The sequence below is a fragment of the Salipaludibacillus agaradhaerens genome, assembly GCF_002019735.1.
GTDB classification, from domain to species: Bacteria; Bacillota; Bacilli; order Bacillales; family Salisediminibacteriaceae; genus Salipaludibacillus; species Salipaludibacillus agaradhaerens.
Genome location: NZ_KV917378.1, coordinates 1,019,975 through 1,046,686 on the forward strand (window position 1 = coordinate 1,019,975; position 26,712 = coordinate 1,046,686).

General features: G+C 38.9%; 25 protein-coding genes. 4 read left to right on the forward strand and 21 right to left on the reverse strand.

Going from position 1 to position 26,712, the window contains the following annotated elements:
- Position 1: 1 nt before the first annotated feature.
- The 5 genes from floA to rpsU all read right to left on the reverse strand — a co-directional run bounded on the left by floA (position 2) and on the right by rpsU (position 3,935).
- Complete coding sequence (floA, locus tag BK581_RS04885) at positions 2-1,015, reverse strand: flotillin-like protein FloA (RefSeq protein ID WP_078577110.1); 1,014 nt, start codon at positions 1,013-1,015, stop codon at positions 2-4.
- Complete coding sequence (locus BK581_RS04890) at positions 1,012-2,376, reverse strand: NfeD family protein (protein WP_078577111.1); 1,365 nt, start codon at positions 2,374-2,376, stop codon at positions 1,012-1,014. The genes floA and BK581_RS04890 overlap by 4 nt, the downstream gene beginning before the upstream one ends.
- 354 nt (positions 2,377-2,730) lie before the next feature.
- Complete coding sequence (locus tag BK581_RS04895) at positions 2,731-3,039, reverse strand: hypothetical protein (RefSeq protein ID WP_078577112.1); 309 nt, start codon at positions 3,037-3,039, stop codon at positions 2,731-2,733.
- 259 nt (positions 3,040-3,298) lie between these two features.
- Positions 3,299-3,742: a GatB/YqeY domain-containing protein gene (locus BK581_RS04900; protein WP_078577113.1), complete on the reverse strand. Its 444-nt coding sequence runs from the start codon at positions 3,740-3,742 to the stop codon at positions 3,299-3,301.
- Positions 3,743-3,761: 19 nt separating this feature from the next.
- Positions 3,762-3,935 (reverse strand): 30S ribosomal protein S21, encoded by a 174-nt coding sequence (gene rpsU, locus BK581_RS04905; protein ID WP_078577114.1) that lies wholly within the window; start codon positions 3,933-3,935, stop codon positions 3,762-3,764.
- Positions 3,936-4,227: 292 nt separating this feature from the next.
- On the opposite strand from rpsU, the gene BK581_RS04910 reads away from it, so the two are divergent.
- Complete coding sequence (locus tag BK581_RS04910; protein ID WP_078577115.1) at positions 4,228-5,148, forward strand: Na/Pi symporter; 921 nt, start codon at positions 4,228-4,230, stop codon at positions 5,146-5,148.
- A 108-nt stretch (positions 5,149-5,256) separates the two neighbouring features.
- Here the strand turns inward: BK581_RS04910 and mtaB are convergent, their stop codons facing one another.
- The 12 genes from mtaB to gpr form a co-directional block, all read right to left on the reverse strand.
- Positions 5,257-6,600 (reverse strand): tRNA (N(6)-L-threonylcarbamoyladenosine(37)-C(2))-methylthiotransferase MtaB, encoded by a 1,344-nt coding sequence (gene mtaB / locus BK581_RS04915; protein WP_078577116.1) that lies wholly within the window; start codon positions 6,598-6,600, stop codon positions 5,257-5,259.
- A 5-nt stretch (positions 6,601-6,605) separates the two neighbouring features.
- Positions 6,606-7,358 (reverse strand): 16S rRNA (uracil(1498)-N(3))-methyltransferase, encoded by a 753-nt coding sequence (locus BK581_RS04920; RefSeq protein ID WP_078577117.1) that lies wholly within the window; start codon positions 7,356-7,358, stop codon positions 6,606-6,608.
- 4 nt (positions 7,359-7,362) lie between these two features.
- On the reverse strand, positions 7,363-8,307 hold the full coding sequence (prmA, locus tag BK581_RS04925) for a 50S ribosomal protein L11 methyltransferase (protein ID WP_078577118.1): 945 nt from the start codon (positions 8,305-8,307) through the stop codon (positions 7,363-7,365).
- Between the two features lie 27 nt (positions 8,308-8,334).
- On the reverse strand, positions 8,335-9,456 hold the full coding sequence (gene dnaJ / locus BK581_RS04930) for a molecular chaperone DnaJ (RefSeq protein ID WP_078577119.1): 1,122 nt from the start codon (positions 9,454-9,456) through the stop codon (positions 8,335-8,337).
- Positions 9,457-9,637: 181 nt separating this feature from the next.
- Complete coding sequence (gene dnaK / locus BK581_RS04935; protein WP_078577120.1) at positions 9,638-11,482, reverse strand: molecular chaperone DnaK; 1,845 nt, start codon at positions 11,480-11,482, stop codon at positions 9,638-9,640.
- A 31-nt stretch (positions 11,483-11,513) separates the two neighbouring features.
- Complete coding sequence (gene grpE, locus BK581_RS04940) at positions 11,514-12,128, reverse strand: nucleotide exchange factor GrpE (RefSeq protein ID WP_078577121.1); 615 nt, start codon at positions 12,126-12,128, stop codon at positions 11,514-11,516.
- A gap of 72 nt (positions 12,129-12,200) precedes the next feature.
- Positions 12,201-13,235: a heat-inducible transcriptional repressor HrcA gene (hrcA, locus tag BK581_RS04945; protein ID WP_078577122.1), complete on the reverse strand. Its 1,035-nt coding sequence runs from the start codon at positions 13,233-13,235 to the stop codon at positions 12,201-12,203.
- A gap of 154 nt (positions 13,236-13,389) precedes the next feature.
- Positions 13,390-14,532 (reverse strand): radical SAM family heme chaperone HemW, encoded by a 1,143-nt coding sequence (hemW, locus tag BK581_RS04950; RefSeq protein ID WP_078577123.1) that lies wholly within the window; start codon positions 14,530-14,532, stop codon positions 13,390-13,392.
- Between the two features lie 100 nt (positions 14,533-14,632).
- Positions 14,633-16,459 (reverse strand): translation elongation factor 4, encoded by a 1,827-nt coding sequence (lepA, locus tag BK581_RS04955; RefSeq protein WP_078577124.1) that lies wholly within the window; start codon positions 16,457-16,459, stop codon positions 14,633-14,635.
- A 465-nt stretch (positions 16,460-16,924) separates the two neighbouring features.
- Positions 16,925-17,326, reverse strand: coding sequence for a hypothetical protein (locus tag BK581_RS04960; RefSeq protein WP_078577125.1), 402 nt, complete (start codon positions 17,324-17,326; stop codon positions 16,925-16,927).
- Positions 17,327-17,347: 21 nt separating this feature from the next.
- The gene (gene spoIIP, locus BK581_RS04965; protein ID WP_078577126.1) at positions 17,348-18,526 is read right to left on the reverse strand and encodes a stage II sporulation protein P; all 1,179 of its coding nucleotides are present in this window, start codon (positions 18,524-18,526) and stop codon (positions 17,348-17,350) included.
- Between the two features lie 69 nt (positions 18,527-18,595).
- Positions 18,596-19,735: a GPR endopeptidase gene (gpr, locus tag BK581_RS04970; RefSeq protein WP_078577127.1), complete on the reverse strand. Its 1,140-nt coding sequence runs from the start codon at positions 19,733-19,735 to the stop codon at positions 18,596-18,598.
- A 119-nt stretch (positions 19,736-19,854) separates the two neighbouring features.
- On the opposite strand from gpr, the gene rpsT reads away from it, so the two are divergent.
- Positions 19,855-20,121, forward strand: coding sequence for a 30S ribosomal protein S20 (gene rpsT / locus BK581_RS04975; protein WP_078577128.1), 267 nt, complete (start codon positions 19,855-19,857; stop codon positions 20,119-20,121).
- A gap of 146 nt (positions 20,122-20,267) precedes the next feature.
- On the opposite strand, the gene holA is transcribed toward rpsT, so the two are convergent.
- Positions 20,268-21,302: a DNA polymerase III subunit delta gene (gene holA / locus BK581_RS04980; RefSeq protein WP_078577129.1), complete on the reverse strand. Its 1,035-nt coding sequence runs from the start codon at positions 21,300-21,302 to the stop codon at positions 20,268-20,270.
- Between the two features lie 418 nt (positions 21,303-21,720).
- On the opposite strand from holA, the gene BK581_RS04985 reads away from it, so the two are divergent.
- The gene (locus tag BK581_RS04985; protein ID WP_078577130.1) at positions 21,721-21,852 is read left to right on the forward strand and encodes a YqzM family protein; all 132 of its coding nucleotides are present in this window, start codon (positions 21,721-21,723) and stop codon (positions 21,850-21,852) included.
- 70 nt (positions 21,853-21,922) lie between these two features.
- Here the strand turns inward: BK581_RS04985 and BK581_RS04990 are convergent, their stop codons facing one another.
- The 3 genes from BK581_RS04990 to BK581_RS05000 form a co-directional block, all read right to left on the reverse strand.
- Positions 21,923-24,232, reverse strand: coding sequence for a DNA internalization-related competence protein ComEC/Rec2 (locus tag BK581_RS04990; RefSeq protein ID WP_169837546.1), 2,310 nt, complete (start codon positions 24,230-24,232; stop codon positions 21,923-21,925).
- Between the two features lie 177 nt (positions 24,233-24,409).
- Positions 24,410-24,979: a ComE operon protein 2 gene (locus BK581_RS04995; protein WP_078577132.1), complete on the reverse strand. Its 570-nt coding sequence runs from the start codon at positions 24,977-24,979 to the stop codon at positions 24,410-24,412.
- Between the two features lie 138 nt (positions 24,980-25,117).
- Positions 25,118-25,747 carry a helix-hairpin-helix domain-containing protein gene (locus BK581_RS05000; protein WP_078577133.1) on the reverse strand — a complete coding sequence of 210 codons (630 nt, stop codon included), beginning with the start codon at positions 25,745-25,747 and terminating at the stop codon, positions 25,118-25,120.
- 82 nt (positions 25,748-25,829) lie between these two features.
- On the opposite strand from BK581_RS05000, the gene comER reads away from it, so the two are divergent.
- On the forward strand, positions 25,830-26,660 hold the full coding sequence (gene comER, locus BK581_RS05005; protein ID WP_169837547.1) for a late competence protein ComER: 831 nt from the start codon (positions 25,830-25,832) through the stop codon (positions 26,658-26,660).
- Positions 26,661-26,712: the final 52 nt, after the last annotated feature.

Sequence of the window (26,712 nt, forward strand, 5' to 3'; positions counted from 1 at the left end):
CTTAGCGACGTGCTCCTGGTGGCGTTGTTCCCTCTTCATCTTCCCCATCACTCGTTGCTTTACCAATGGAGTCTCTCATATCTGTATCTGCTTTTACATTATTAAAGTTCATATAATCCATGACACCAAGATTCCCTGAACGCAGGGCTTCAGACATTGCCATTGGCACTTCAGCTTCAGCTTCTACAACTTTTGCACGCATTTCTTCAACACGAGCCTTCATCTCTTGTTCTTGTGCTACTGCCATTGCACGACGCTCTTCCGCTTTCGCTTGAGCAATTTTCTTATCTGCTTCAGCTTGGTCTGTTTGAAGGCCTGCCCCAATGTTTTTGCCGATGTCAATATCCGCAATATCGATGGACAAAATTTCAAATGCTGTTCCTGCATCTAATCCCTTTTTAAGTACCGTTTGGGAAATCATATCAGGGTTTTCTAAAACTTCTTTATGATTTTTAGCCGAACCGATTGTTGATACAATTCCTTCACCTACACGGGCGATAACTGTATCTTCTCCGGCCCCCCCTACAAGACGATCAATGTTTGCACGTACTGTAATTCTAGCTTTAGCCTTAACTTCAATACCATCCATTGCCACACCAGCAATGAAAGGTGTTTCAATCACTTTTGGATTAACGCTCATCTGTACAGCTTCAAGAACGTCACGCCCAGCTAAATCGATAGCGGCACATCTTTCAAAGCTTAAATCAATATTGGCTCGTTGTGCGGCAATCAATGCATTAACAACACGGTCAACGTTTCCTCCTGCAAGGTAATGACCTTCAAGTTTATTTGTGCTAATATCAAGACCTGCTTTTACCGCTTTAATAAGTGGATTTACAACTCTGTGTGGAATAACTCGACGAAGTCTCATCCCTACGAGTTGGAAAATACCAACTTTTACTCCTGCGGCCCACGCTGATATCCAGAGGGCTACTGGTACAAATGTAAATAAAACTGCAAATACTACGACGATAAGGGCTAGCCCTATCCAAATTCCAATTTCTTGTGTAATCATTTGTCTTCCTCCTCAGTCTTTGTTCTCTTTAGATCCTCACCAGCTACTTCCCGTACGACGATTCGGGAGCCAGTTGCAGATATCACCTTAACTTTTCTTCCTTGTTCAATATATCCTCCCTCAGAGACAACGTCAAGTCGTTCGTCATTTAATAACGCAGTTCCTGACGGGCGTAGGATCGTTAATGCCTCTCCAATTTCACCAATAATGTCATGACGATTTTTATTTGACACGTATCCTTGCTCCGTATTTGTCTGGTCAGTTAAAATCACCCGTCTAAACGGCCCCTTGTAGCTCGCATATTTAAAGAAAATAATCGAAGCAATTATTGTCACGATAACGGCAATTACGACAGATAAAAGGATATTCATTAGTGAAAAAGAACTAATGACAAGGCTTGCCAAAATAGCGCCAATCCCCAGCACTCCTAAAATACCAAAGCTTGGCGAGAAAACTTCTAGAACAATTAAAACAACTCCGATACCAAATAGAATGATCGCTTCCCACCCTGCAAAGCCTGCCACTAGATGCCCGAAAAAGTAGAGAAATAGCGCTGAAGCTCCCATAATTCCAGGTACGCCAAAACCAGGTGAATACAGCTCCAAGACAAGCCCAAGGCTACCAATAGATAACAGAATTGGGATAATAATCGGATTAGTAACAAAACGGGCAATTTGCTCAGCAAATGTTATTTCTGTCTCCCTCACTTCAGCTTGTTCCATGTTCAGGTAGTCCAAAAGTTCCTCCCGATTTTCAACAGTCGCTTCTGCATAGCCTACTTCCATAGCCTGACTAGGTGTTAACGTAAGTAAATTACCTTCTCCAGCTCCGTATTCACTTATATCGATTGTTTCATCTGCCATTGCCAAGGCATAGACAGGGTCACGGTCGTTCAACTCTGCCGCTTCACGCATACTCGCAAGCCATGCTGACTGGGCTTTATCTTCAGCCGCATTACCAGAGCCGTCAATAACCGCTGCAGATCCCATTCGTGTACCAGGTGCCATCACAATTTCATTGGCGTTTAAAGAAATATAAGCACCTGCTGATAGAGCATCACCAACAATAAAAGCAGTTGTTGGTACTTCGGTGTTTCTAACTAAAGACGCAATATTACCAGCTGCATCAACGAACCCCCCTGGTGTGTGGACCTCAAATACGATGTGGTCGGCACCTGCTTCTTCAGCTGTTTGAATAGAACGATTTAAAAAAGCTTCTAATCCCCGTTCAACTTCTTTTTCAACTGGAATAACATATACTAAATCGCCCTGTCCTCCACTCTCAGCTTTCGGTGGGGCAACCATTAATACAATAGCTAATAAAAATAACGACGAATAAAATAATAGCTTAAACACTTTCATAATTATTTAAATCCCCCCTTCCTTCCATAACAGTCAATTCTTATAGTTACGAATCATACGTTATAAAAGTTTCATACTTCAACTTCTTATGTAAATTATTTTACCTATTTTAGCGGAAAAATAAAAATAATATGAGTGGTCAATTTTTGAATCCTTTTATTTATATATTTTTATGGTACAATACTCCCTTATCTAACTTAATAAACTATTACTGAAAACTTGTTGTCATACTTGGGCAGAAGTTGTTTCCCTCATTGTATTTTATGTTTTTAATCACATTTTGAAACCTAACAGCATCCCAGTCAAAAATTCCTTAGTAAAAACAGACTACCTCATGAGCAGCCTGTTTTTAAATCATAACTCATCTAAATATCTTTTTGTTTTTTCAGTACCTAGTTTATAAATAACTTGGAAAAGGTCTTTCACGTCTTTTTTTAAAGCTAATTTATCCTTCTCATCTTCATCTTCATCAAAAGGCCTAACAAAGATATGCTCTTCCATCACATCTTTATTATTAATGGTCGTTATTAGCTTCTCCAAATGCTTTAATTCTTCGTCATCAGCTTCTACTTCGTATTGGACGGTTCTCTGGTCAACCTTAACTGGAAGGAGTTCAACATAGCTTCCCGTATGCCATGTAACATAGTATAAGTGCTTAGACATGGTAGCCTCCTTAAAAAACTGTAGTTATCGTTTCCTTACCCGTCTCATGAAGAAATTATGCATAGGATTTTTCGCGTCTCTTCCGCAGCCCATTCTAAAAATTTAGCAATAGACCCCAAGATTTCAGCAATAACTCTTTAAAATTTTTTGCAACGTGGTTAAAAAGAAGATAACTTTATAACCAATCACACTATACTTTTTAAGAAAAAAAACATACCTTAAAAACGTCCTGTCAAGCGACAGGACGTTTAGTATCATTTTATGTGAGTGATTGTTCCACATACTCTTTCACTTTAGAGCCGTCTGCTCGACCTTTAACTTTCGGCATGATAGCTCCCATCACTTTCCCCATGTCAGCCTTAGAAGAAGCACTTGTTTCAGAAACTGTGTCTTCTACAATTTGACGGAGTTCACTGTCAGACAGTTGTGATGGCATATATTCCGTTAATATTTGAATTTCAGCGTTAGTCTTATCAACTAAATCAGTGCGCGCTGCTTGTTCAAATTCGTGGAGGGATTCCTTACGTTGTTTCATTTCTCGAGTCAAAACAGTTAAAACTTCGTCTTCTGACAAGTTTTCGCCTTTGTTAATTACCTCATTTTGAATGGCGGATTTAACAGAGCGAATAACCATCAAACGTTGCTTTTCTTTGTTCCTCATCGCGTCTTTCATATCTTGATTCAACTTATCAAGAATATTCAAAGAACTAACACCCTCTCACTTAAAACTTACGCTTACGAGCTGCTTCAGACTTTTTCTTACGCTTAATGCTCGGTTTTTCATAATGCTTCCGCTTACGAACTTCTGCCATTGTACCTTCTTTAGACATCGTTTTTTTAAAGCGGCGAAGAGCAGCGTCGATAGATTCATTCTTACGTACACGAGTTTCTGCCATTCTGTATCCCTCCCTCCGAACAACCAATCGAACATGCGCTGAAAAAATAGGCTTACTAGGATATCTAATAAAGATAGCCTTTTTCCATACTTTAAGCTTAACATAAAAATAATAACTTAAAATATAAAAAAGCATGTCTTAGTTGATTATATACGAATGGGAAGTTATGGTCAACTTTTGATTTAATAAAATACCTATAAAAAATCCTAGTTACGTAAATGACACTTTAAAATGTTTTTTGTCATCCTTATCTTGCCTTGTCCATATAGTGTTGATGAGGGGGAAGGTAGTGATGAATGAATCAGTCACATTTTTTACAATTTATCTTGCACTCTTTTTATTTGGTATGATCGTTATGAGGCACGGTTTAATGTTAGGTTTTCAAAAAAAATTACCTGCTATTTTACACCGTTTTGCTGATAAGCCTTGGAAAGGTCTTTTGACAGGGGTACTAGCTGCAACAATCACACAAAGTAGCTCCGCTGTCATGGTTATAACAGTGGGATTAGTAGCAGTTAGAGCTATTCCGTTCCATTATTCTATCGGGATTATGCTTGGTGCAAATATCGGAACTGTCGCCACGTTAGAAATTCTTGCCTATGATTTGTCTTCTATTTCAGTACCTCTGTTACTAACCGGTAGTCTATTTTTATTTTCGAAACGTGAGAAGTTTTTTTCGATTGGGTGCGTCTTATTCGGCATAGCCATGATGTTTATTTCCATGCATGGCTTTGAAACACTAGCCTATCCTCTTACATCCATTCCGGCTATACATTATTGGTTTTTGGAGACAAGCCAACGTGTTCAGCTAGGTGTAGTTACAGGGTTACTAATGAGTAGCATCGTCCAATCAAGTTCAGCTGTCACTGCTATAGCCATGAGCTTTATGAATGAGCAGCTGTTAGAATTACCGTCTGCTGTTGCTATTATGCTTGGTGCAAACATTGGAACATGTATTACAGCATGGTTTGCCAGTTTAGGGGCGTCAAAAGAAGCGAAACTGACTGCTTATGCTCATATTTGGGTAAACATAATTGGGGTTATTCTGTGCCTACCGTTTTTAGAAAGTTTTTCTACTTTTATTTCTTTGTTAAGCTTGTCACCAGAACGTCAGTTGGCTCATGCGGCTTTTCTTTTCAATGTCGTGAGTTCACTTCTATTTTTACCTTTCTCTGAACAAATCGCTCGACTTCTCAAATGGGTGCACAAGTAAGCATTAACATTAACTTCGATTTGTCATAAGACATTATTTACAAAGGGAAAATCTCTGTTTTTATAAAAAAAGCTGAACCTTCTGTATAATCTAAGGTTCAGCCTAAAACTATTTTTCCATGACAACTTCTCGTTCCTCTTCTTTTACAACTTCGACAAAGGAACCTATATTGTATGGATAACCAGCCTGTTCAATTTTAACTTTCACAATCTCTCCTATTAGACGCTGATCAAGCGGGACTTTTACTTTCATATAATTATCAGTATACCCAATAAGTAAATCTGACTTATCTTTATCAGGTTCCTCTGGGATCATTTCTAGTATGTCTCCTTCATACATAGACGCATACTCTTTAGCCTGTTGATTAGATAATTCAATCAACTGGTGAACTCGTTTGTTTTTAATTTCATCATCAACTTGATTGTCCATACGTGCTGCTGGTGTCCCTGTTCGTTTTGAATATGGGAAAACGTGAAGTTCAGAAAAGCCAATTTCCCTTATAAAATCATAAGTTTCCTTAAATTCCTCTTCCGTTTCACCAGGGAAGCCCACGATGACATCGGATGTCACAGCCAAGCCGGGTAAAGCTTTTTTAAGACGATTAACCCTCTCTTTATAGAAGCCAGTTGAGTACTTTCTTCGCATCCGTTTTAGAACAGAATCAGCACCAGCCTGAAGAGGGACATGTAAATGACGGACGATTTTCTCAGATTGATCAATGACAGCTATCACTTCATCAGTTATTTGGCTTGCCTCAATCGATGAAATTCTAATCCTTTTAAGCCCAGGAACTTTTTCAAGCTCCGTTAATAAGTCTGCGAGACTGCAATCCTTCATATCTTCTCCGTAACCACCTGTATGGATACCAGTAAGCACAATTTCTTTATAGCCAGCTTCCACGAGCTGCTTAGCTTGTTGTAAAACATCCTCTGGTTTCCGTGAGCGTAATAGGCCTCTTGCCCACGGAATAATACAGAACGTACAGAAGTTATTGCACCCTTCCTGTATTTTTAGTGATGCCCTTGTCCGGTCGGTAAATGAAGGCACATCAAGTTCTTCATACTCACGGGCTTTCATAATATTCCCTACACCATTAATAGGTTCACGGCTCTCCCTGAATTCTTCAATATAACTGATAAGCTTATGACGATCTTGTGTCCCTACGACAATATCCACTCCTGGAATGGCCATGACCTCAGCTGGAGATGTTTGAGCATAACAACCTGTAACACATACAACCGCATCGGGATTCTTTCTGATCGCACGTCGAATAACTTGGCGACTTTTTTTATCACCTGTATTTGTGACTGTACACGTATTGATCACATAAACGTCCGACTTATTTTCGTAATCTGTTTTATTATAGCCTGCACTTTGAAACAGTTGCCAAATAGCTTCTGTTTCGTAATGATTCACTTTACAGCCCAACGTATGAAAAGCGACAGTTGGCATTGTATTCACCCCGATAATTCAAAATAAAATGATATGGCTGACAAACCATATAATGGTGCCGTTTCCGAACGTAAGATTCTAGGCCCTAAAGAACAACTTATAGCACCAGCATTTTGCATCATTGTCACTTCTTTATCTGTAAAGCCACCTTCAGGCCCCACTATGAAAAGAAGATTGTCTTCTGGCTTTAATAAAGAAAGTGATTGATGAAAGGCCTTATTTTTATGTTGTTTCGCGTCTTCTTCATAAGCTAGAATAACACTTGAATACGATGAAAATTGATCGATAAGCGCTGATATTGAGTGGACAGCCTCTATACGTGGCATCAGTTGGCGGTGTGATTGTTCACTTGCCTCTTTCGCTATTCTGCGCCATCGTTCAATTTTTTTTAATTCTTTCTTTTTATCCAATTTCACAACAGATCTTTCCGCTTGAAAAGGGATAAATCCGGACGCTCCAAGCTCTGTCGCTTTTTGAATAACAAGCTCCAGCTTATCCCCCTTAGGCAAACCGTGAGCAATCGTCACCTTTACAGGCAATTCTGTATTATCCGAGAGCTCTTTTGTTATCGTTGCCCTCACATCATCTGCTGACACTTTTTCTAACGTGCAATAGTGGCAAGCCCCTTCTCCGTCACAACATATTATATTATCACCAGGCGCCATTCTCATAACCTTGCTAATATGTCGTGCTGTTTCACCGTCAATTAAAACTTGCTTATCATGAAATTGCACTTTATTTAAAAAATATCGCTGCATACTACTACTCCGGCTTCTTGGCTACAAACGCAAGCCAATCTTCCATTTCAGTAATTTCTTTAATGACAAAACCAGCAGATTTTAAGGCGTTTTTTACCATATCACGTTTTGTTTGTATGATCCCTGATGTAATGAGTATTCCACCCGTTTTCAATGATTGAAACGCCTCATCGGTCATGTTAACAATCACTTCTGCAAGAATATTGGCTACAATTAAATCGGGCGTTTGCAAAGCTTGGTTATCTAATAAATTGTCTTGAGTCACATCTACCATCTCTTGAACTTTATTAAGCTTCACATTTAATTTGGCGGATTTCACAGCCACTTCATCTAAATCTAACGCATGAACCTTAGCAGCGCCTAACTTAGCTGCTGCAATACTTAAAACACCAGTTCCTGTACCTACATCCACCACTGAAGCGCCATCATACAGATGACGCTCCAATGCCTGGATACAGAGTACGGTCGTTGGATGTGTCCCCGTCCCAAATGCCATACCTGGGTCTAGTTCAATCACGACCTCCTCGTCACCGACAGGTTGATAGTCTTCCCATGTAGGGGTTATTGTGATATGGTCCGAGACTTTAACCGGTTTATAATATTTTTTCCATGCGGTGGACCATTCTTCTTCATTAACCTCACTTAATGTCACCTTATTATGACCGAGATCGATATCATAGAGAAGGAGTTGGTTAATGGCTTCTTTAATTTCCTCAACAGCTTCACCTAAGAAACTATTGACAGGGAGATAGGCTTTTAACATAACCCCCTCTTCAGGGTAGTCATCTGAGGATAATTCATACACTTCCCCAAAAACAGATTCCCGTTCTTTGAAAAGATCGTCCGGGTCTTCAATAACAACGCCACTTGCACCAGCTTCATGCAAGATGTTACTGACTGGTTCCACTGCCTCTTGAGTAGTGTGAATGCATATTTCAGACCACTTCATTTGTTTCCCACTCCCTCTACTATCCTTTTATCCAAAATTCTTAAAGGCCCTTTTTACTTTATCGAAGAAATTCTCACTTTGTTCATCAGGCATTTCATTGCCACTTATTTCTGAAAACTCTCGAAGAAGCTCTTTTTGTCGTTCTGTAAGCTTTTTAGGTGTAATGACTTTCATTTGAATATGTTGATCACCTTGACCTCTTCCATGAACGTTCGGAACTCCTTTGCCCCGGAGTCTGAAATGAGTGCCTGTTTGTGTACCTGCTGGAACTTTTAGTTTGACTTTCCCATTTAAAGTCGGAACTTCAATCTCATCACCTAAAGCCGCTTGTACGAAGGTCATCGGCATTTCGCAGAAAATATCATCACCATCTCGTTTAAAAAACTCATGACTCTTCACATTGAAAACAACAAATAGATCCCCTGGAGGCCCCCCGTTTGCTCCAGGTTCACCTTGCCCTGAAACGCGGATCTGTTGGCCACTATCCACACCCGCAGGAATTTTTACATGTATTTTTTTACGTTTTTTTACTTTTCCTTGGCCGCCACACGTGCGACATTTGTTTTTAATAAATTTTCCTGTACCTTCGCAATGATGACACACTCGGCGGTTAACGACACGTCCAAATGGCGTATTTTGTTCCACATTTAATTGACCACTGCCACCGCAATGTTGACACGTCTCTGGTTTTGTTCCTGGCTTAGCCCCGGAACCAAGACATGTGTCACATTCTTCTTCCCGCGGTATCTCAATATCTGTTTCTTTTCCAAACACAGCCTCTTTAAAATCTAAGGTCATTGTATATTGCATATCGGCACCTTGTCTTGGTGCATTAGGGTCTCGTCTACCGCCACCCCCACCAAAGAACATATCAAAGATATCACTGAAACCACCAAAGTCGCCACCGGCTCCTCCACCAAAACCTTGATTCGGATCAGTATGACCGAACTGGTCATAATGCGCACGTTTTTGTGAATCGCTTAACGTATCATAAGCATCCTTTACTTCTTTAAATTTATCCTCCGCATCCGCCTCTTTATTGACGTCCGGGTGGTATTGTCGAGCTAGCTTTCGGTAGGCTTTCTTAATTTCAGCTTCAGAAGCCCCTTTGTCTACACCTAAAACTTCGTAATAATCACGCTTGCTCATCCGTCTCACTCCCGATTTTAATCCATAACGAATATCTTAACATTCACCGTTAAAACAGGCAAGGTTCAACTTGTGCTGCCACCTCACGTTGTCGTGAAAAAAGTCAAAGTCAAGGAGTGCCTGACTTTGACTTTTCACTAATTCGCTACAATTTTTAAGCTTAAATGGTTATTTCATTCATTTATTGCTTCTTGTCTTCATCATTTACTTCTTCGAATTCTGCATCCACAACGTCATCCTCGGATTTCCCTTCTTGACCTTCACTTTGGTCACCTTGCGCCTGTTGTGCTTGTTGTGCTGCTTGTTCGTAAAGCTTAGTAGTGAGTTGTGTGACTACTTCTTGAAGCTCGTCTTTAGCAGAGCGAATCGCTTCAATGTCTTCCCCTTCAAGCGCTTTTTTCACTTTTTCTTTTGCTTCTTCAGCTTTTTCTTTATCTGCCGCATCAACGTTCTCTTCGCCAAGATCTTTTAACGTTTTTTCAGTAGTAAAGACGAGTTGGTCAGCTTCATTACGAAGATCTATTTCTTCACGGCGCTTTTTATCTTCTTCTGCATTCGCTTCCGCATCTTTTACCATCTGTTCAACTTCTTCGTCAGATAAACCAGATGACGATGTAATTGTAATGGATTGTTCTTTATTTGTACCTAAATCTTTCGCACGAACATTCACGATTCCGTTAGCATCAATATCAAACGATACTTCGATTTGTGGAACACCTCGAGGTGCTGGTGGAATGTCTGTTAGTTGGAATCGTCCTAATGTTTTGTTATCAGCGGCCATTTCACGCTCACCTTGAAGAACGTGAATATCCACAGATGGCTGATTATCTGCCGCCGTTGAGAAGACTTGGGACTTACTTGTAGGAATCGTCGTATTCCGTTCAATTAGCTTCGTCATGACAGCACCCATTGTTTCAATTCCTAATGAAAGTGGTGTTACGTCAAGTAAAACAACGTCTTTCACATCACCCGTTAAGACACCAGCTTGAACAGCTGCCCCAAGTGCTACAACTTCATCAGGGTTAACCCCTTTATGAGGGTCTTTTCCAGCCACTTTTTTAATAGCTTCCTGAACCGCTGGAATACGAGTAGAACCACCCACAAGGACAACTTTATCAACTTCTCCAGCTGATAGACCTGCATCTTTCAATGCACGGCGTGTTGGCTCCATTGTTTTTTCAACAAGGTGAGAAGACAAGTCTTCAAATTTTGCACGTGATAAAGAAAGTTCAAGGTGTTTTGGTCCTGATTGATCCGCTGTAATAAATGGCAAACTAATTTGTGTTTGAGCTACACCAGATAAATCTTTTTTAGCTTTTTCAGCAGCATCTTTTAAACGTTGTAACGCCATTTTATCTTGAGATAAGTCAATGCCATTATCCTTTTTAAATTCTTCAACAAGGTAATCAATGATAACTTGGTCAAAGTCATCCCCACCAAGTTTATTATCACCTGATGTTGCTTTTACTTCAAAGAATCCATCCCCTAGTTCTAGGATCGAGACGTCAAATGTACCGCCACCTAAGTCATATACGAGAATCGTTTGATCTTCTTCTTTATCTAAACCATAAGCTAAAGCAGCAGCAGTTGGTTCGTTAACGATTCGTTCAACTTCTAAACCTGCAATTTTCCCAGCATCTTTAGTTGCTTGTCTTTGAGAATCGTTGAAATAAGCTGGAACCGTAATAACAGCTTTTGTTACTGTTTCACCTAAATAAGCTTCTGCATCAGCTTTTAATTTTTGTAAAATAATTGCCGAAATTTCTTGAGGTGTATAGTTTTTCCCCTCAGCTTCCACCTTATAATCTGTTCCCATATGACGTTTAATTGACGTGATCGTATTAGGGTTAGTAATCATTTGACGTTTTGCTACTTCCCCTACTTGTCGCTCTCCATCTTTAAATGAGACAACAGAAGGCGTTGTTCTTGCACCTTCAGCATTAGCAATAACGGTAGGCTCGCCACCTTCCATGACAGCTACACAAGAGTTCGTTGTTCCTAAATCAATTCCAATTACTTTACTCATATTTAACTCCTCCTATTCTTTACATATGTAGTTAGGCGTTAACTTTAACCATTGCCGGTCTAATCACTTTATCTTTTAGTTGGTATCCTTTTTGCATTTCTTCAACCACGACATTTGATTCAAATTCATCAGTTTCAACTTGCATGACAGCCTGATGGTAATGAGGGTCAAATGGCTTCCCCACTGTTTCAATCGGCTCAATACCTTCTTCAGCCAATGCGTCTTTTAGCTGGCGATAGACCATTTCCATACCTTGTAACAAGCTTTTCGTTTCTTCTTCTTGTGGCGTAATCATCATACCTCGCTCGAAATTATCTAGCGCTGGCAACAACTTTTCGGCCAAACTTTGAGATCTATATTTAGCTGCCGATTCCTTTTCTTGCTTAGTTCGGCGTCTGAAATTATCATAATCAGCTTGAATTCGCAGCATACGATTTGTGGCATCTGCAAGCTTTCGTTCTAACTCTTGCATATCATCAGACTCGTCATTTTCACTTTTCTCTTCCTCATCTGACTGTATATCTTCATCAATGTTGTCTGATTCAGTAAATGCCATGTCCTTTTCATGTGAGGACGGTTGTTCTGATGAGTCTGTATTCTCTTCTGACAGAATGTCTTCATGGTTTCTTTTTGCATCGTTTTCCATGTCTTTCACCTCCTTATAAAATTACCATCATGACCTCCTGCTCATTTTACAAGCAGGAGATGAAATAGGCAGTTATCCTTTGTCTTTATACCAAGCTGTTAATAATTTCGTCATGTCTTTAGATAAATAGTCCATAATGCTAACCACTCGCGAGTATTCCATTCGCGTCGGACCTAGCAACCCAACAGTCCCCATATACTTCCCATCAAGCGAATACGTAGCTGTGATAATCGTACAGTCAGCAAACGGAGCAAATCGATTTTCCTCACCAATTTTGATGGTAAGGCCATGGGCTTCTGATCGGAACAACTTGGAAACAAGGGCATCCTCTTCAAAGATATTAAGAATATCTCTCACTCGCTCAACATCATGAAATTCAGGCTGAGCTAAAATGTTTGTTTTCCCTCCGTAGAAGACTTTCTCATTTTGATGATTTTTAAACACATCGTGTAACATAGCGACCATTTCTTCATATTGCTTAACATATTGTTTGAGCAAGCTGGCTATTTCATTGTTAAGCTTTCTTTTCAATTCTACTAAAGGAACCCCACGAAGTCGTTTATTTAATATGTTAACCACTTTCTCTAGCTCATTTCCTTCGAGCTTTCCTGGGAAATGGACAGTCTGATTTTCCACATGACCAGTATCCGTTACGATAATGGCTACTGCTTGATTGTCAGAGATAGGAATAAGCTGAATTTGCTTTAGTGTCGATTCAAACACTTCTGGACCGAGGACAATGGATGTGTAACTCGTCAAATTAGACAATACCTTCGCAGCTTGATCCACAACTTGTTCAAACTCGCTAAATTTATTTGCCAACATACCTTGAATATTTGTGACATCACTTTTCTTAAGCTTGGAGGGCGATAATAAATGATCCACATAATATCGATAACCTTTTTGTGAAGGAATTCTCCCCGCTGAACTGTGTGGCTTCTCTAAAAAACCTAAGTCTTCTAAGTCTGACATTTCATTTCTAATTGTGGCAGGACTATAGTTTATGTCATCCCGTTTTGATACACTTCTCGATCCCACAGGTTCAGCATTTGTAATATAATCATTTACAATCGCTTTAAGGATCATTAACTGACGTTCTGTCAACATAGTAAATCCCCCCTGTTAGCACTCTCCAAGTGCGAGTGCTAAATCTATATTATAAGTTACCAAAGAAGGATTCCAGTTGTCAACGGACATTATTCATCTTATGAAAAAAATTATTCAATTCACTAAAGTTTGTGCGTTTTAACGCTATTAACTCTTAATCAGTCAGTAAAAATTGCTCAAACACTTCATTTCCAAGAAGAAGACCGTCTTTTGACAGTTTTAAATGTGTTTTTGTATCCATGAGTAATCCCCTGTTAATTAAGTCTGTCACTGCTTCTGGAAAAACCTCATAGAGATCTTTTCCAAAGCGCTCCTTAAAAGTATCAAATGAAACACCGGTTAATTTACGAAGGCCCATGAACATTTGTTCTTCCATTTGTTCTTTCAGAGACACATGATTTTCTTCAAAGTAGGGTAATTTCTTTTCTTTAATCGCCTTCATATATTTCGGCAATGGGCCATGATTAGCTCGTCTTACCCCTTTCAAATAGCTATGGGCACCTGCTCCAACCCCATAGTATTCGTGATTATTCCAATAAGTCAGGTTATGGTTACTGTAATAAGATGACTTAGCAAAATTACTTATCTCATAATGATTGAATCCATTTCGATCAAGCATGTCCAGCATATACTCGTACATGTTTGCTTGTATTTCTTCGCCAGGCAAAGACAATTTACCCTTTCTCATTAACTGATAAAACACTGTTTTTTCTTCAATCTTTAATGAATATGCACTAATATGTGTAATAGGCAGCTGGCATACCTCTTCTAACGATTCCTGCCATTGATCGAACGATTGACCGGGTAATCCAAACATCATATCAATCGATAAATTGGTAATGCCAACCTTCTTACTTAATGCTACAGTTTTAGCTACCTCCGACGGTTCGTGATCCCGATTGATCGCTTTTAATAGATGAGGATCGAATGTTTGAGCACCAATACTTAGTCTATTTACACCTAACTCATACATCATTGACAACTTTTCTTCATCGGCACTTCCTGGATTGACTTCCACTGTCCATTCAACCTTTTCACTAATAGAAAAGTGTCTTTTAATTGCCGTAAGTAAATAGCTTAATTGAGTAGTCGTAAGAGCCGTAGGGGTGCCACCACCAATATAGATGGTGGACAATTCCTTCTCAGGAGGAAAAGCTTCAACTGTTTGCAAAATTTCACGCTCACACAGCTCAAGGTATTCTTCAATGGGTTGATTTTTTAAAAAGAATTTATTGAAGTCACAATAATGACAGATTTGTTCGCAAAAAGGAACATGAACATAAAGTGATTGCGGCATGTTCCACACCTCTCTTCGATAGTTTAGCCTCACAATTTTCCTAATCTTATAACGGTTAATGGGAAAAGACCGCAGCATTTCTGCGGTCTGTCACTATACATCACTTATTGTCGTCCATACTTAGTACAGACATAAAGGCTTCTTGCGGTACTTCTACGTTTCCTACGTTTTTCATTCGTTTTTTACCTTCTTTTTGTTTCTCAAGAAGTTTTCGTTTACGTGAAATATCTCCACCGTAACATTTAGCTAAAACATTTTTCCTCATCGCCTTAATGGTTGATCTCGAAATGATTTTTTGACCAATACTCGCTTGAACTGGTACTTCAAATTGCTGACGAGGAATTAGTTCCTTTAGCTTTTCAACGATGCTTTTTCCTCGTTCATAAGCTGAATCACGGTGAACGATGACAGATAAGGCATCAATTTTTTCACTATTAAGAAGAATATCCATCTTAACAAGATTACTTTCTTGATAGCCGATAAGCTCATAATCAAAAGACGCATAGCCTTTTGTACTTGATTTTAACGTGTCGAAGAAATCGTAAACGATTTCTGAAAGTGGCAGTTGATAAACGATGTTCACCCTATTTTCATCCAAATATTTCATATCTACGTAGTCGCCTCGTTTTTTCTGACAAAGCTCCATTACTGCCCCAACATAATCATTCGGCACCATCACTTCGGCTTTGACGTAAGGCTCTTGAACGTGTTCTACTTTTTGAGCCTCAGGCATGTCAGCAGGGTTATCAATTCTCAAGGATGTTCCATCCGTTAATAGCACTTCATAGACAACACTTGGGGCCGTCGTAATAAGGTCAATATTAAATTCTCTTTCAATCCGTTCTTGAATAATTTCCATATGAAGCAGCCCTAAAAACCCGCACCGAAAGCCAAATCCTAAGGCTTGCGACGTCTCCGCCTCAAACTGCAATGAGGCATCGTTTAGTTCCAATTTTTCAAGAGCTTCTCGCAGAGCATTATAATCTGTTGTATCTACTGGATATAAACCACAAAAAACCATCGGATTAAGCTTTCGATATCCTGGCAATGCTTCCGCAGTTGGTCTTTCTGCATGTGTTACTGTGTCCCCCACTCGGCTATCACTGACATTTTTAATCGAGGCAATCATAAATCCAACATCACCCACTGTCAGTTCTTCTTGAGCCACTGGCTTAGGTGTAAAGACGCCAATTTCTTGTACTTCAAATTCCTTACCTGTGGCCATCATTTTCACTTTTTCTCCCGGCTTAACCGTTCCCTCCGTGACTCGTATATATACGATTACACCACGATATGGATCATACAGAGAGTCAAAGATCATCGCCTTTAGTGGTGCTTCAGGATCGCCAGATGGTGCAGGCACATTTTTAACAATGGATTCTAAAATGTCATCAATTCCAATCCCATTTTTAGCAGAGGCTAACAAACAGTCATCCATCGGCAAACCAATCACATCTTCTACTTCTTGCTTAACTCGTTCAGGTTCTGCACTCGGTAAGTCAATCTTGTTAATCACAGGGAGAATTTCCAAGTCGTTATCAAGGGCTAAATACACATTAGCCAGCGTTTGAGCCTCGATACCTTGAGCCGCATCCACAATCAGTAGGGCGCCTTCACAAGCTGCCAGACTTCGAGATACTTCATACGCAAAATCCACGTGTCCCGGCGTATCAATTAAATGAAAAATATACTCTACACCGTCATTCGCTTTATAAGTTAATTGCACAGCATTTAATTTAATTGTAATCCCTCGTTCACGTTCAAGATCCATTGCATCAAGCATTTGATCTTTCATTTCCCGCTGTGTTAGGGCACTCGTTTTCTCTAAAATACGATCGGCCAATGTTGATTTTCCATGGTCGATATGTGCAATTATAGAAAAATTACGGATCTTATCCCGTCTTTTAATACGTTCTTCAGGCTTCATGTCACTATCACTCCCACAATACTCCGTCAAATACACCATTTTATATTATAGCAAGAATAATACGCTGCGTTCAAATATTACTTTCAATATCACTTTATTAGTTAATAACAGATAAAGCAATTACTATATTATGTTCTATAGCAAAAAAATAATTATTTTGAAAGCGAAGCCTTGAAAGACATAAGTGTTTCTAAATCATTTATAACGAGTAAAGCTCTTTATTAATCAATGAGGTATGCATCAAATTTAGCTCAAGCTTAAGAAAATCAATAAATGTTCCAAACTGTCATTAGAGCGAATGCCCTAACGATACTTATGTATTGTCACTAATGGCTTTATTCACGCACTACCAATCAAAGAACGTATCCCCCTGATTGAAGGGTCGTTTTGTTCATTTAATGCAAAAATAAGGCTGTTGAGAAAAAACTTCTTCAACAACCTAGCAACAATGATCTATATCGTTCTTTATTGACCATCAAAGACGGCCAGCATACGACTAAACGCCTGTTCCAAAGCATCAGCTGTTTTTACGCCTAATTCTGTAAATAAAGGAGCCGGCTGATCTTCTTGGAATGTTAGCACCTCATTTTCTTTTAAGGTATAGGTACCACTCTCAGGAAGACTTCCATGTAAATCTTTATCACCTCCATGATAAATGACAAGTCCCTCATCATCTTCCATTCGGATGAAATTGTTATCAGTTTCTTTAAGTCGATAACGAATGTTAGACTCTTCCTCTTCTATTTCCCCCGTATGAAAACGAAGATCCCCTACAGACACACCATTATCTGAATACAAAATGCCTAATATAAATCCAAACATTAGAACAGAAACTAGTAACCCCGCTCTAAAAGTCACGTGCGCCATTGTCTTCCTCACCTCCCATCGTCATTCCTTATCTTGCTGCTCCCAATAAAAGTCACTAAACACTTCAGCAAACACTTCAACAGTACGATAAACTTCCTCAAGAGAATTTTCTATTCCACCAAACTCTACGAGTAGCGCATTTTCTGACAAATCCTGATTGTATACCCCATTTCGACTACCTTCACTAACAGGAGGTGCAAAAATCCCACGGCTTAAACCATAATAGTCTTCCTGAAGCCTTTCATGTAATTTATTCGCAAGCGCTTTATTTTTTTCGTAGTCAGGGTTATTTTCCCCAATGACGAATAAAGCTTGGGCATACGTTTCTCCATTTAGTTCCACAGTGGTATTCTCCCTTGGTTGAGAATCTCGATGAAGATCAAAATAAAATTGGATCTCCTCATTTTCCTGCTTCGCTTCTTCCATAATTTCTCTAGATACTTCGTATGATTGACTGAACCTCCAACTGCGCTCATTTAGCTCTGCCCCGATATCCGTCGTATCAACCTCTGCTCTGATTCCATGTTTAGCTAATTCAATTCCAAGCCGTTCACCCGCTAGTGTAATATTTACACTTTCATGAAAGGGATCCGATGTATTTTGTAATTCCGGTAAATAAGATTCTCTGTTATGCGTATGAATGATATGAACCGTCACTGGTAAATCATCTAAGTTATCAGTTTCAGCGACAGATTCTTTTAAATCGGCTATTTCTTCTAACCGTTCAGTAGACGCCTCTCTCTCTGCCAACAACACTTCCATAGGAGGAGCAGATTCAATAGGCATGGATGTATAATCAACACCTTCCCCTGCAGTTAGAATTCGACCGTCAAATAAAGAGAACCCAGGCAGCTCTCTTCCTAGCAAACTTCGTGGATCTTCAGTATTAATGTTTGTCGTTAATTGCAGCATAAGTGGTGTTAATGAAAATGGTTCGTTCCCTTCTGGTAATGACTGTTTAAAATAACGATTTTCGTTGCCTAAAACATAGACAAGCGTTTCAACTGATAAGTTATTGCTTATATTATTAACAGAGGCTGATGTTAAATGGTAACCAGCCCCGAATGATGTTAAAGTTGCTGCAACAAAAAATATGATAAATGTCCCAGTTAAAGCCACTAACATGAGTTTCTTTGTGCTTATGCTTGTCCTATTTCGGTAAATAGGACGGGATCTTTTTATATATGTATGTTTTTTCATAAAATTCACCCTCTCTTTCAGCTTGTCCATAAGTTATTCTTATGCTGAAAAAGAGGGTTTAGAACTAATCTAATGTGTATATGCTCCTGAGTTTTCATCAGTTACATCAGAATGCAAAGCCGTGTTTATTCCTTGGGCTAACAGATTAGCCATATCTTCAATAAATTCATCTACTTCTTTAGGAGTAACCATTAAGTTGTGGCCGAGTGGTGATAGCACTTCGTGAATTAGTTGGCGTTTTTCATCCTCATCAAGCCCCCCGACGACTCCTAAATACATGCTTCGTTCTTTATCACTTGGCATATCTTCTTCGGTCAGTTTCTTTTTCTCACCGAACGTCATACCGGCTGGGGCTAAAGCACGTTTTGGAGATTGTCCCTCTATGGTTTCTCTGCCAAAGTGTTTTAAAAGATAATCTATCGTATCACTTGTAATTGAAACAGCATCTACTACCGTAGGCACACCAATGGCGATTACCGGTATGCCTAATACCTCTTTTGAGATTTCTTTTCGTTTATTCCCTACCCCTGATCCAGGATGAATACCTGTATCAGATATTTGTATCGTCGTATTCACCCGATCGATAGACCTGGCAGCCAAAGCATCTACAGCAATGATGAAATCAGGCTTTACTTTTTCTACAACACCAAAAATGATGTCACTTGTTTCAATTCCTGTAAGGCCCATTACACCAGGTGAAATAGCACTTACAGCTCTGAATCCATCTTGGACATTTTCTGGTTGAAGTTCAAATAAATGCTTCGTAATAAGAAGGTTCTCCGTCACCAAGGGTCCTAAAGCATCTGGTGTAACATTCCAATTTCCTAAACCTACTACCAAACAAGTGGCTTCGCGATCAATTCCAACAGACGAAAGAAAACGATCGAATTCTTTAGCAAACACTTTTTCTGCTTGTGCTTGTAATGCCGTATCTTTTTGTCTGATTCCATCAATTTGTAATGTTAAATAATGTCCTGCCTTTTTCCCTAACCTTTCCGCTGCCTTGTCATCGATCGTTACATGGGTAATCGCTATCCCGTCATGATCTCTTTCGTCTAAATTGACACCATCCACAACGGAACCGGCCCTTTTCTGCTGGTCTGCTTCTTCCCTTTCACGTGCAAGTGAATGCGCTTCAACTGCTAAATCTGTTCTTACTTGATAATCTGATAAATCAATTTTATCCATCCTACCGCCTCCATTTTTCATTTAATAAAGTATGTCCTACTTGGAAAATGTTATTGCATTTTAAATGGTGTTTTGGTACAATCCTTAGTGTTGCACGCAAAAGGAAAGGTTATTACGATTGCATTGGGGAGGTGAAACAGATGGCAAACATTAAATCTGCTATCAAACGCGGACGGACGAATGAAAAGCGCCGTGCCCAGAATGCTGCATTTAAATCAGATCTACGTAGATCAATCAAAGTCTTTAATGCAAAAGCTGAAGAAAAAGACGTTGAGGGTGCTAAAGAAGCATTCCTTGTTGCTACAAAGAAGCTTGATAAAGCAGCGAATAGAGGTCTTTTCCATAAAAACGCAGCTAACCGTCAAAAATCACGGTTACAACAACGTTTAAACGAAATTTCTGCATAACAAAAAGAGGCATTCACTCATTTTAGTGATATGCCTTTTTATTTTACAAATTTTCAAGGGCATTAACCTACTGACTAATAGTCTGGGGATGCTCCGTATAATATAAAACTCACCTGAATACATGATGAAATATTTTAAAATAAACATTATACGGATAGGTTATGCGGTTGTCTTTTTAGTAAAAAGAGTTCTACTCCTAATTCATCATGCACTTGCCCTGTTTTAATTTGATAATCCAGTTCAGCGAGTTGGTCAATGAGCATGAGTAATTGACTATCGTCAAATTTCTTCACTTGTCTCCCAGCTAATTTAACAACGTACGGGTGTAATTTCAATTGAGAAGCAATCATTTTTTCTCCATACCCTTGACTCACAAGCTGTTTAACTTGATATAAAATACGGAATTGTCGCACCATAAGTGCTACTATTTTTAAAGGGGCTTCCTTTTGTTTTAATAAGTCTTTATATATTTTAAGAGCGCGTGGCACATTAGATTTTACGACACTATCAACAAGTGCAAAAATGTCTTGTTCAAGAGATCTTGCCACAAGACCTTCCACATGATGTTGTTTCACGATCGCCCCTTCCCCCACGTGAAGCGCTAATTTTTTAATTTCCGATGCCATAATCATTAAATTGGCACTTGTTAATGCAAGAAGCGCTCCTTGAGCCTCTGCATCGAAGGTCACGCCAAACTCTTCCCCTCTATTTCCGATCCATTGACGAAGGTCCTTTTCTTCTAAAGGCTTCCCCTCCATAATCACCCCTTGCTTCTTAAGCAATTTGACAAGCTTTTTTCTTTCGTCTAACTTTTCATAAGGGGCTAAAAGAATAAAAATTGTTTCCAACGCTGGGTTATCAATGTACGATTGTAATGCCTTAATATCATGCTCAATTTTTTCTTTCGTTTGTTGTGCTGACAGAAAGTAAGCATTTTTGACAATCACAACACGTTTCCCACCCATAAACGGATACGTATAGGCTTCTTCTATAGCTATTTCTACTGCATGTTCCTGCATATCAAATTTAGATAAATTAAACTCCTGTTCCTCACGCGAGAGGGTGGCAGAAATTATCCGTTGCAAAATATCTTCAATGAGATAGGTTTCAGAACCGTATAATAAATAAAGCGGGGAAAGATTTCCTTTGCTAATTTCTTTTAATACATCCACATATGACATGGTCCAACTCCTTCCCTTATTGTCATGTGTATTTTACCATAAGGGCTTGTAAAGAAAAAAGGAGAATAGTGTGTTAATACAACTATCCTCCATTTATGATAAACGCCGCCAGTCAGCACCTAGGATACTGACTAGCAACGATAATCATATCTAATCCTTATTGAATTGTATTGATATCTTATCCTATGCTCACACATTATATAGGTGACAACTATTAGAAAAAGCAGTTTGCATTTATCAAACAAGCATAAATTAGCTTTTGAGCTCACTTTGAAATAACTAGGAATTGCTAACGATTAAACTTAGTCTACCCTTTGTTAAGAAAGGTTTACAATTATCATTTAACGTAAGTGTTATTCAACTATGGATTTTTTTTAGTAATTGGCCTATACTAGAGAAGTGACAGGAGGGATAGAAAATGAATGAATTTGAAAAAGAAGTTCAATCAAAGCGAAACGATGCAATAGACAGTGGTATTGGTTTTGTGGTAGGGTTTGGCTTTTTCGCCTTAATTTTCATTATTGCCCAAGTGATTGATTTAGCACTTTAATATGATTGTTCAGCTACATAATATACTTGTCTATGAGCACGCCCTCAATTTAGGTGCGTGTTTTTTCAATTCATCTTAGATAATGATCAATAGTAAAAGAAGAGTTATCCTCAAATTCCATTGTAATAGCTCCGTGAATATCTGTACGAAAAACGGTGACCTGGTGACTTTCAAGACGTGTTAATACATCAGGATGGGGATGACCAAAAGTATTATTTTCCCCTACAGAAATCACCCCTATTTTAGGCTTCAACTGTTCTAGTAGTTCTTCTCTGGTGGATGTGCCACTACCGTGATGACCAACTTTTAAAATATCAGCTTTCAAGTCGGGATATTCGGTTAATAAACGTTTTTCTCCCCCTTCTTCTAGATCACCTGTAAACAAAAAAGATATGCCACTCAAATTAGCGAATAGAACGATTGAACGGTCATTCTCATCAATTTCATCCCCGTGAGGGTGCATGATGAAAAAAGAATCGTCATCAACATTCCAGGACACCCCCTTTTCAACTTGAATAATGGGGATATTTTTCTCGTGGAGACACATCAACTGATTTTTCGCTTCTTGCGGTACAGACTCAGCTATTGGATAAAAAGCATCACCGATCGTTAACACCTCTGTCAAATAACATGTTTCACCAACATGATCTAAATGACCGTGAGTGAGAATAAGCCGATCTATATGGCTGATCCCTTTTGCTTTTAAAAAAGGTTCAATGACATTTTTCCCTGGTCCTCCTGCAATCGTTTTCTCTTTAACCTCATTCACATCATCTTCCCAACGAATAACACCGCCTGTATCTATTAAATAAACACCATTTCTATAAGGTAATTCAATTACAATAGCATCTCCTTGGCCAACATCAAGTATCGTAACCGTCGTTTTCCCATTGAAATAAGGTAAGATAATTGGCAAAGTAACTAACAATAAACTGCAGCATCCAACAACAGCAAGCCATTTCTTTTTTTGCACCTCCCATAAAACTAAGCACAAAATAATTGAGACAATCATAGCTAAAAGCAAAGCTTCAGAGGGCTGTCCTATAACTATTTGCGGCCATGTCCATTTAGCTATAATATCAACTAGCATATAGACAGGTTTTAGCGACTGGCTAAGCAGCGTATAGGTGAAGCTAGCAGCGGGTGGTGATAATAACTGCAGGAACATTGTAATAAAGGAAATCGGTAAAACCCACAGAGAGACGAAAGGAATAAACAACATATTGATAAGTAATGACAACAGTGATATCTCAAAAAAATGATAGAGCATTAACGGTAAGGAGATGAGCTGAGCTACCCCGGTTACTTTAAGCAAACTGAAAAATGGCGAGGAGTTAAGAAAAATACGCTTTGATAATAGAAGGGAAAAGCTTGTTAAAAATGACAATTGAAAGCCGAGATGATAGAGATAAAAAGGGTTAATGATCAGGAGAGTGATACATACGATCGAGAGGATATCTAAAAGGCTGAACCTCCATTTAAATTGAACAGATAGTATGACAAACATACAGGTTAGTGAGGCGCGAACAACAGACGGGGCTCCCCCTGCTATTAAGGCATAAACAGGTAAGATAGCCAGAACCGAATAGGCAGCCTTTTCCCTCGTCATACCAATTCTGTACAATAGATAATAAAGTACCGCTGTGACAAGGCCGATGTGCAAACCAGATACCGCTAGCAAATGTATAATACCAAGCTGCCTAAATTGATTCAGGCGTTGTTCACTGAATAAAGACCTGTCCCCAAACACTAGGGCAGCAATCAATGCTGAGGCTTCTTCATCTTTTTCATACGTAAGTTGATAAACAGCATGACTACGCCATTTTTTTAGTGTATGCAGCCAATTGTTATTTCCTTCTTTACATACAAGGGTGTTAGGGTTAATAGTTACTGTCCAATATATATTTTGTTCACGTAAGAAGCTACTATAATTAAAGCTATATGGATTTCTAGCCGTTTTTGGAGGGGATAATTTGCCTTTGAATTTACATTCATCATTTAAAGCTGGCTTCAATGTCTTCTCCTCATATGGTAAAAAAACATGTATCTTCTCACCTTGTTTTAGTTTTGCTTGAAAAGACAAGCTTCGTCCAGATGACGTCTTTCTCGGTTCTGTTAATGGACGAGCACTAAAATTTGTTTCCTCTCCATTTAAATAAGATATATTACTTTCCAGGATATAATGGCCGTATATATAACATATCCCCATTAACATCACATAAAGAAAAAGGCTCCCCCATGCTCTTAAATAGTTTAGATATTTCAGATGTGGCAATGAAGCAACAATGAGAAAGGTAATTGACCAAAATTGCCACCCATACAAACTAGCAGATAAACCGCTAATAACTGAAAAAGCTAGGCAGTAATACGTGGGTTTCATGGCTCCCCCTTTTATTATACTTTTCGCTAGACTATTGGTTAAATGGTCAGTACTAAAAAACTCAACTGGATTACATAGAAATGGGCACATAATATAGTAGTGTAGAGAGTGGAGATAGGGGGGAGATCCCCCTTCAGAAAGTGAGGGAGTGGTAAGGTGCTGTTAACATTCCTTTCTTTAGCTAGAGGAGGTATATAGCTTATTAGCTTCATCTCTGAATTTTTCAATCATCTCTTTATCAGCCCCTTTAGCTTCTAGCTGACGTAAAAGTTCTGCTGTAAACAATAACTTTTCTTTGTTTTTAGTGTCTAGAATCATTTCCTCAAGCTCAACCTGCTCAACAGTTACGCCAGCTTGATGAAACATCTCAATAGCAAATTCATGATTTTTATAATCTTGAGCATAATAAACCTTTTTAATACCTGCTTGTATTAACGCTTTACTGCAATTTAAGCAAGGGAAATGCGTCACATAAATTTCTGCTCCTTCAGTAGGAACACCGAATTTAGCACATTGCAAAAGGGCATTTATTTCAGCATGAACGGTTCTTACACAATGATTATCTATTAGATAACAACCGTCATCTATACAGTGCTTACCACCAGATATAGAGCCATTGTATCCTCCAGCAATGATTCGTTTATCCCTAACAATTGTAGCTCCTACCATCAATCTAGTACATGTACTTCTTAAAGCTAGCAAGTGGCTTTGTGCCATGAAGTATTGGTGCCATGAAATGCGTTCCATTTCACTCCCCGCCTTTCTCCATTTATCTATTTCTATTCTTCATCAAGTTTAGACAAAATTCTCAATTTAATCAATGGAGAGATGTGGGCCTACAAAGAATTAATAGTGCTAAATAATGATGAGGTTGATAAGGTCGTGTTACTTTATAATTAAGTAGTCTTCTAATGTTTCAAGTGTTTTTTCTCCTATTCCAGGCACATTTAAAATGTCCTCCTTCGATTGAAATAAACCATGCTCTTCTCGATAGGAGATGATGGCTTCTGCTTTTGCTGGTCCAATCCCAGGTAAGGAGGTCAACTCGTCCATTGTTGCCTCGTTGAGAAAAACACCTCCTTCATCCTCACCACTATTTCCAGTTAAATGAGAGAACTCCCCCTCTTCAACATCTGTATACGATGGGACAACTATCACCATCTCATCATAGCATCTTTCAGCAAGATTAATAACATCTACATTCGCTTCACTGGTGAATCCCCCTGCCTTTGTAATCACATTATTCACTCTCTCATCTGGCTCCATTTTATAAATGCCCGGTTTGGCCACTTCTCCTTTAATATCCACGATAATATCTTGAGTGATCTCCTCCAATTTCTCATTTACCTTTTCTCCATTTTCCTCTTCCCAAAAGGCTGTCAACTCGTTAACCTGTTCCTTTTCAGTAGGTCTAGTGGTGACAAAAAGAATGATAAGGATAGTTGAGATAGCTATTATTGCCCCAACTAGATAAATAGGGTGGCTCAGTAGTCGATTGTGAATAAACCGTTTCATAAAATTCTCCTTTTTGACATGAATTTGTAAAGCGATACATAAGATTTTAAGAACGAGTCATTCGAGAGGTGTGATGTTAAGCATGCAACAACTGGGTTTTATCGGAACGGGAAGTATGGGAAGTATTTTACTTGAATCTTTTATTAAAGCGGGAATTCCTGAAGAAATGATCCATGTGACCAATCGAAGCGTCGAGAAAGTGAAAAACATAAAGACCAAATTTAAACACGTATCAGATCATAGTAGTAGTCGTTCGTTAGCAGATAGTGCTGAGTGGATTTTTGTCTGTACTAAACCTGCTGATATGGTCGGGGTTTTAAAAGATATGTCAACTTACTTAAAATCTCATCACGTCATTATTACTATCACGAGCCCACTTCAAGTTGAAGAAGCTGAAGAATTATTATATAAGACTAAAACACCGGTTGTGAGATTTATCCCAAGCATTGTTAATTTGTCTCTACAAGGACCCTCATTAGTGACTTTCGGGAACAGGTGCTCAAACAGATTACAAAATGAACTCAATCAACTTTTTAATCTTATATCTTCTCCTATTTCTATTACAGCAGACATGACGAGAGCCGCTTCTGATCTTGCTAGCTGTGGACCTGCTTTTATTAGTTTTTTAGTGAGGCAAATGATAAAAGGGGCCGTGGAAGAGACTGGCATCAAAGAAGGAACAGCGTTAAAAATTACAGAGTCAATGTTAGTTGCTTACGGTGAATTACTTAGAGGGAAACAATTTGATTTAGCTACATTACAAAAAAGAGTTACTGTTCCGGGGGGCGTGACAGGGGTAGGATTAGACGTTCTAGAAAAAAACACAAAAAACACTTTCCATGACATGTTTAAAGCCACACATAAGAAGTATGCTTATGATCGCGATCATATTAGAGAGTTACTCAACAAATAAGGAAGCTGCGCGCAGCTTCCTTCATTATACAAGTAATAGCACTATTTGACTA

Coding starts and splice junctions, on each gene's coding strand:
- floA (WP_078577110.1), bottom strand. CDS start 1,015: ATGATTACACAAGAAATTGGAATTTGGATAGGGCTAGCCCTTATCGTC.
- BK581_RS04890 (WP_078577111.1), bottom strand. CDS start 2,376: ATGAAAGTGTTTAAGCTATTATTTTATTCGTCGTTATTTTTATTAGCT.
- BK581_RS04895 (WP_078577112.1), bottom strand. CDS start 3,039: ATGTCTAAGCACTTATACTATGTTACATGGCATACGGGAAGCTATGTT.
- rpsU (WP_078577114.1), bottom strand. CDS start 3,935: ATGGCAGAAACTCGTGTACGTAAGAATGAATCTATCGACGCTGCTCTT.
- BK581_RS04910 (WP_078577115.1), top strand. CDS start 4,228: ATGAATGAATCAGTCACATTTTTTACAATTTATCTTGCACTCTTTTTA.
- mtaB (WP_078577116.1), bottom strand. CDS start 6,600: ATGCCAACTGTCGCTTTTCATACGTTGGGCTGTAAAGTGAATCATTAC.
- BK581_RS04920 (WP_078577117.1), bottom strand. CDS start 7,358: ATGCAGCGATATTTTTTAAATAAAGTGCAATTTCATGATAAGCAAGTT.
- prmA (WP_078577118.1), bottom strand. CDS start 8,307: ATGAAGTGGTCTGAAATATGCATTCACACTACTCAAGAGGCAGTGGAA.
- dnaJ (WP_078577119.1), bottom strand. CDS start 9,456: ATGAGCAAGCGTGATTATTACGAAGTTTTAGGTGTAGACAAAGGGGCT.
- dnaK (WP_078577120.1), bottom strand. CDS start 11,482: ATGAGTAAAGTAATTGGAATTGATTTAGGAACAACGAACTCTTGTGTA.
- grpE (WP_078577121.1), bottom strand. CDS start 12,128: ATGGAAAACGATGCAAAAAGAAACCATGAAGACATTCTGTCAGAAGAG.
- hrcA (WP_078577122.1), bottom strand. CDS start 13,235: ATGTTGACAGAACGTCAGTTAATGATCCTTAAAGCGATTGTAAATGAT.
- hemW (WP_078577123.1), bottom strand. CDS start 14,532: ATGCCGCAATCACTTTATGTTCATGTTCCTTTTTGCGAACAAATCTGT.
- lepA (WP_078577124.1), bottom strand. CDS start 16,459: ATGAAGCCTGAAGAACGTATTAAAAGACGGGATAAGATCCGTAATTTT.
- BK581_RS04960 (WP_078577125.1), bottom strand. CDS start 17,326: ATGGCGCACGTGACTTTTAGAGCGGGGTTACTAGTTTCTGTTCTAATG.
- spoIIP (WP_078577126.1), bottom strand. CDS start 18,526: ATGAAAAAACATACATATATAAAAAGATCCCGTCCTATTTACCGAAAT.
- gpr (WP_078577127.1), bottom strand. CDS start 19,735: ATGAAAAATGGAGGCGGTAGGATGGATAAAATTGATTTATCAGATTAT.
- rpsT (WP_078577128.1), top strand. CDS start 19,855: ATGGCAAACATTAAATCTGCTATCAAACGCGGACGGACGAATGAAAAG.
- holA (WP_078577129.1), bottom strand. CDS start 21,302: ATGTCATATGTGGATGTATTAAAAGAAATTAGCAAAGGAAATCTTTCC.
- BK581_RS04985 (WP_078577130.1), top strand. CDS start 21,721: ATGAATGAATTTGAAAAAGAAGTTCAATCAAAGCGAAACGATGCAATA.
- BK581_RS04990 (WP_169837546.1), bottom strand. CDS start 24,232: ATGAAACCCACGTATTACTGCCTAGCTTTTTCAGTTATTAGCGGTTTA.
- BK581_RS04995 (WP_078577132.1), bottom strand. CDS start 24,979: ATGGAACGCATTTCATGGCACCAATACTTCATGGCACAAAGCCACTTG.
- BK581_RS05000 (WP_078577133.1), bottom strand. CDS start 25,747: ATGAAACGGTTTATTCACAATCGACTACTGAGCCACCCTATTTATCTA.
- comER (WP_169837547.1), top strand. CDS start 25,830: ATGCAACAACTGGGTTTTATCGGAACGGGAAGTATGGGAAGTATTTTA.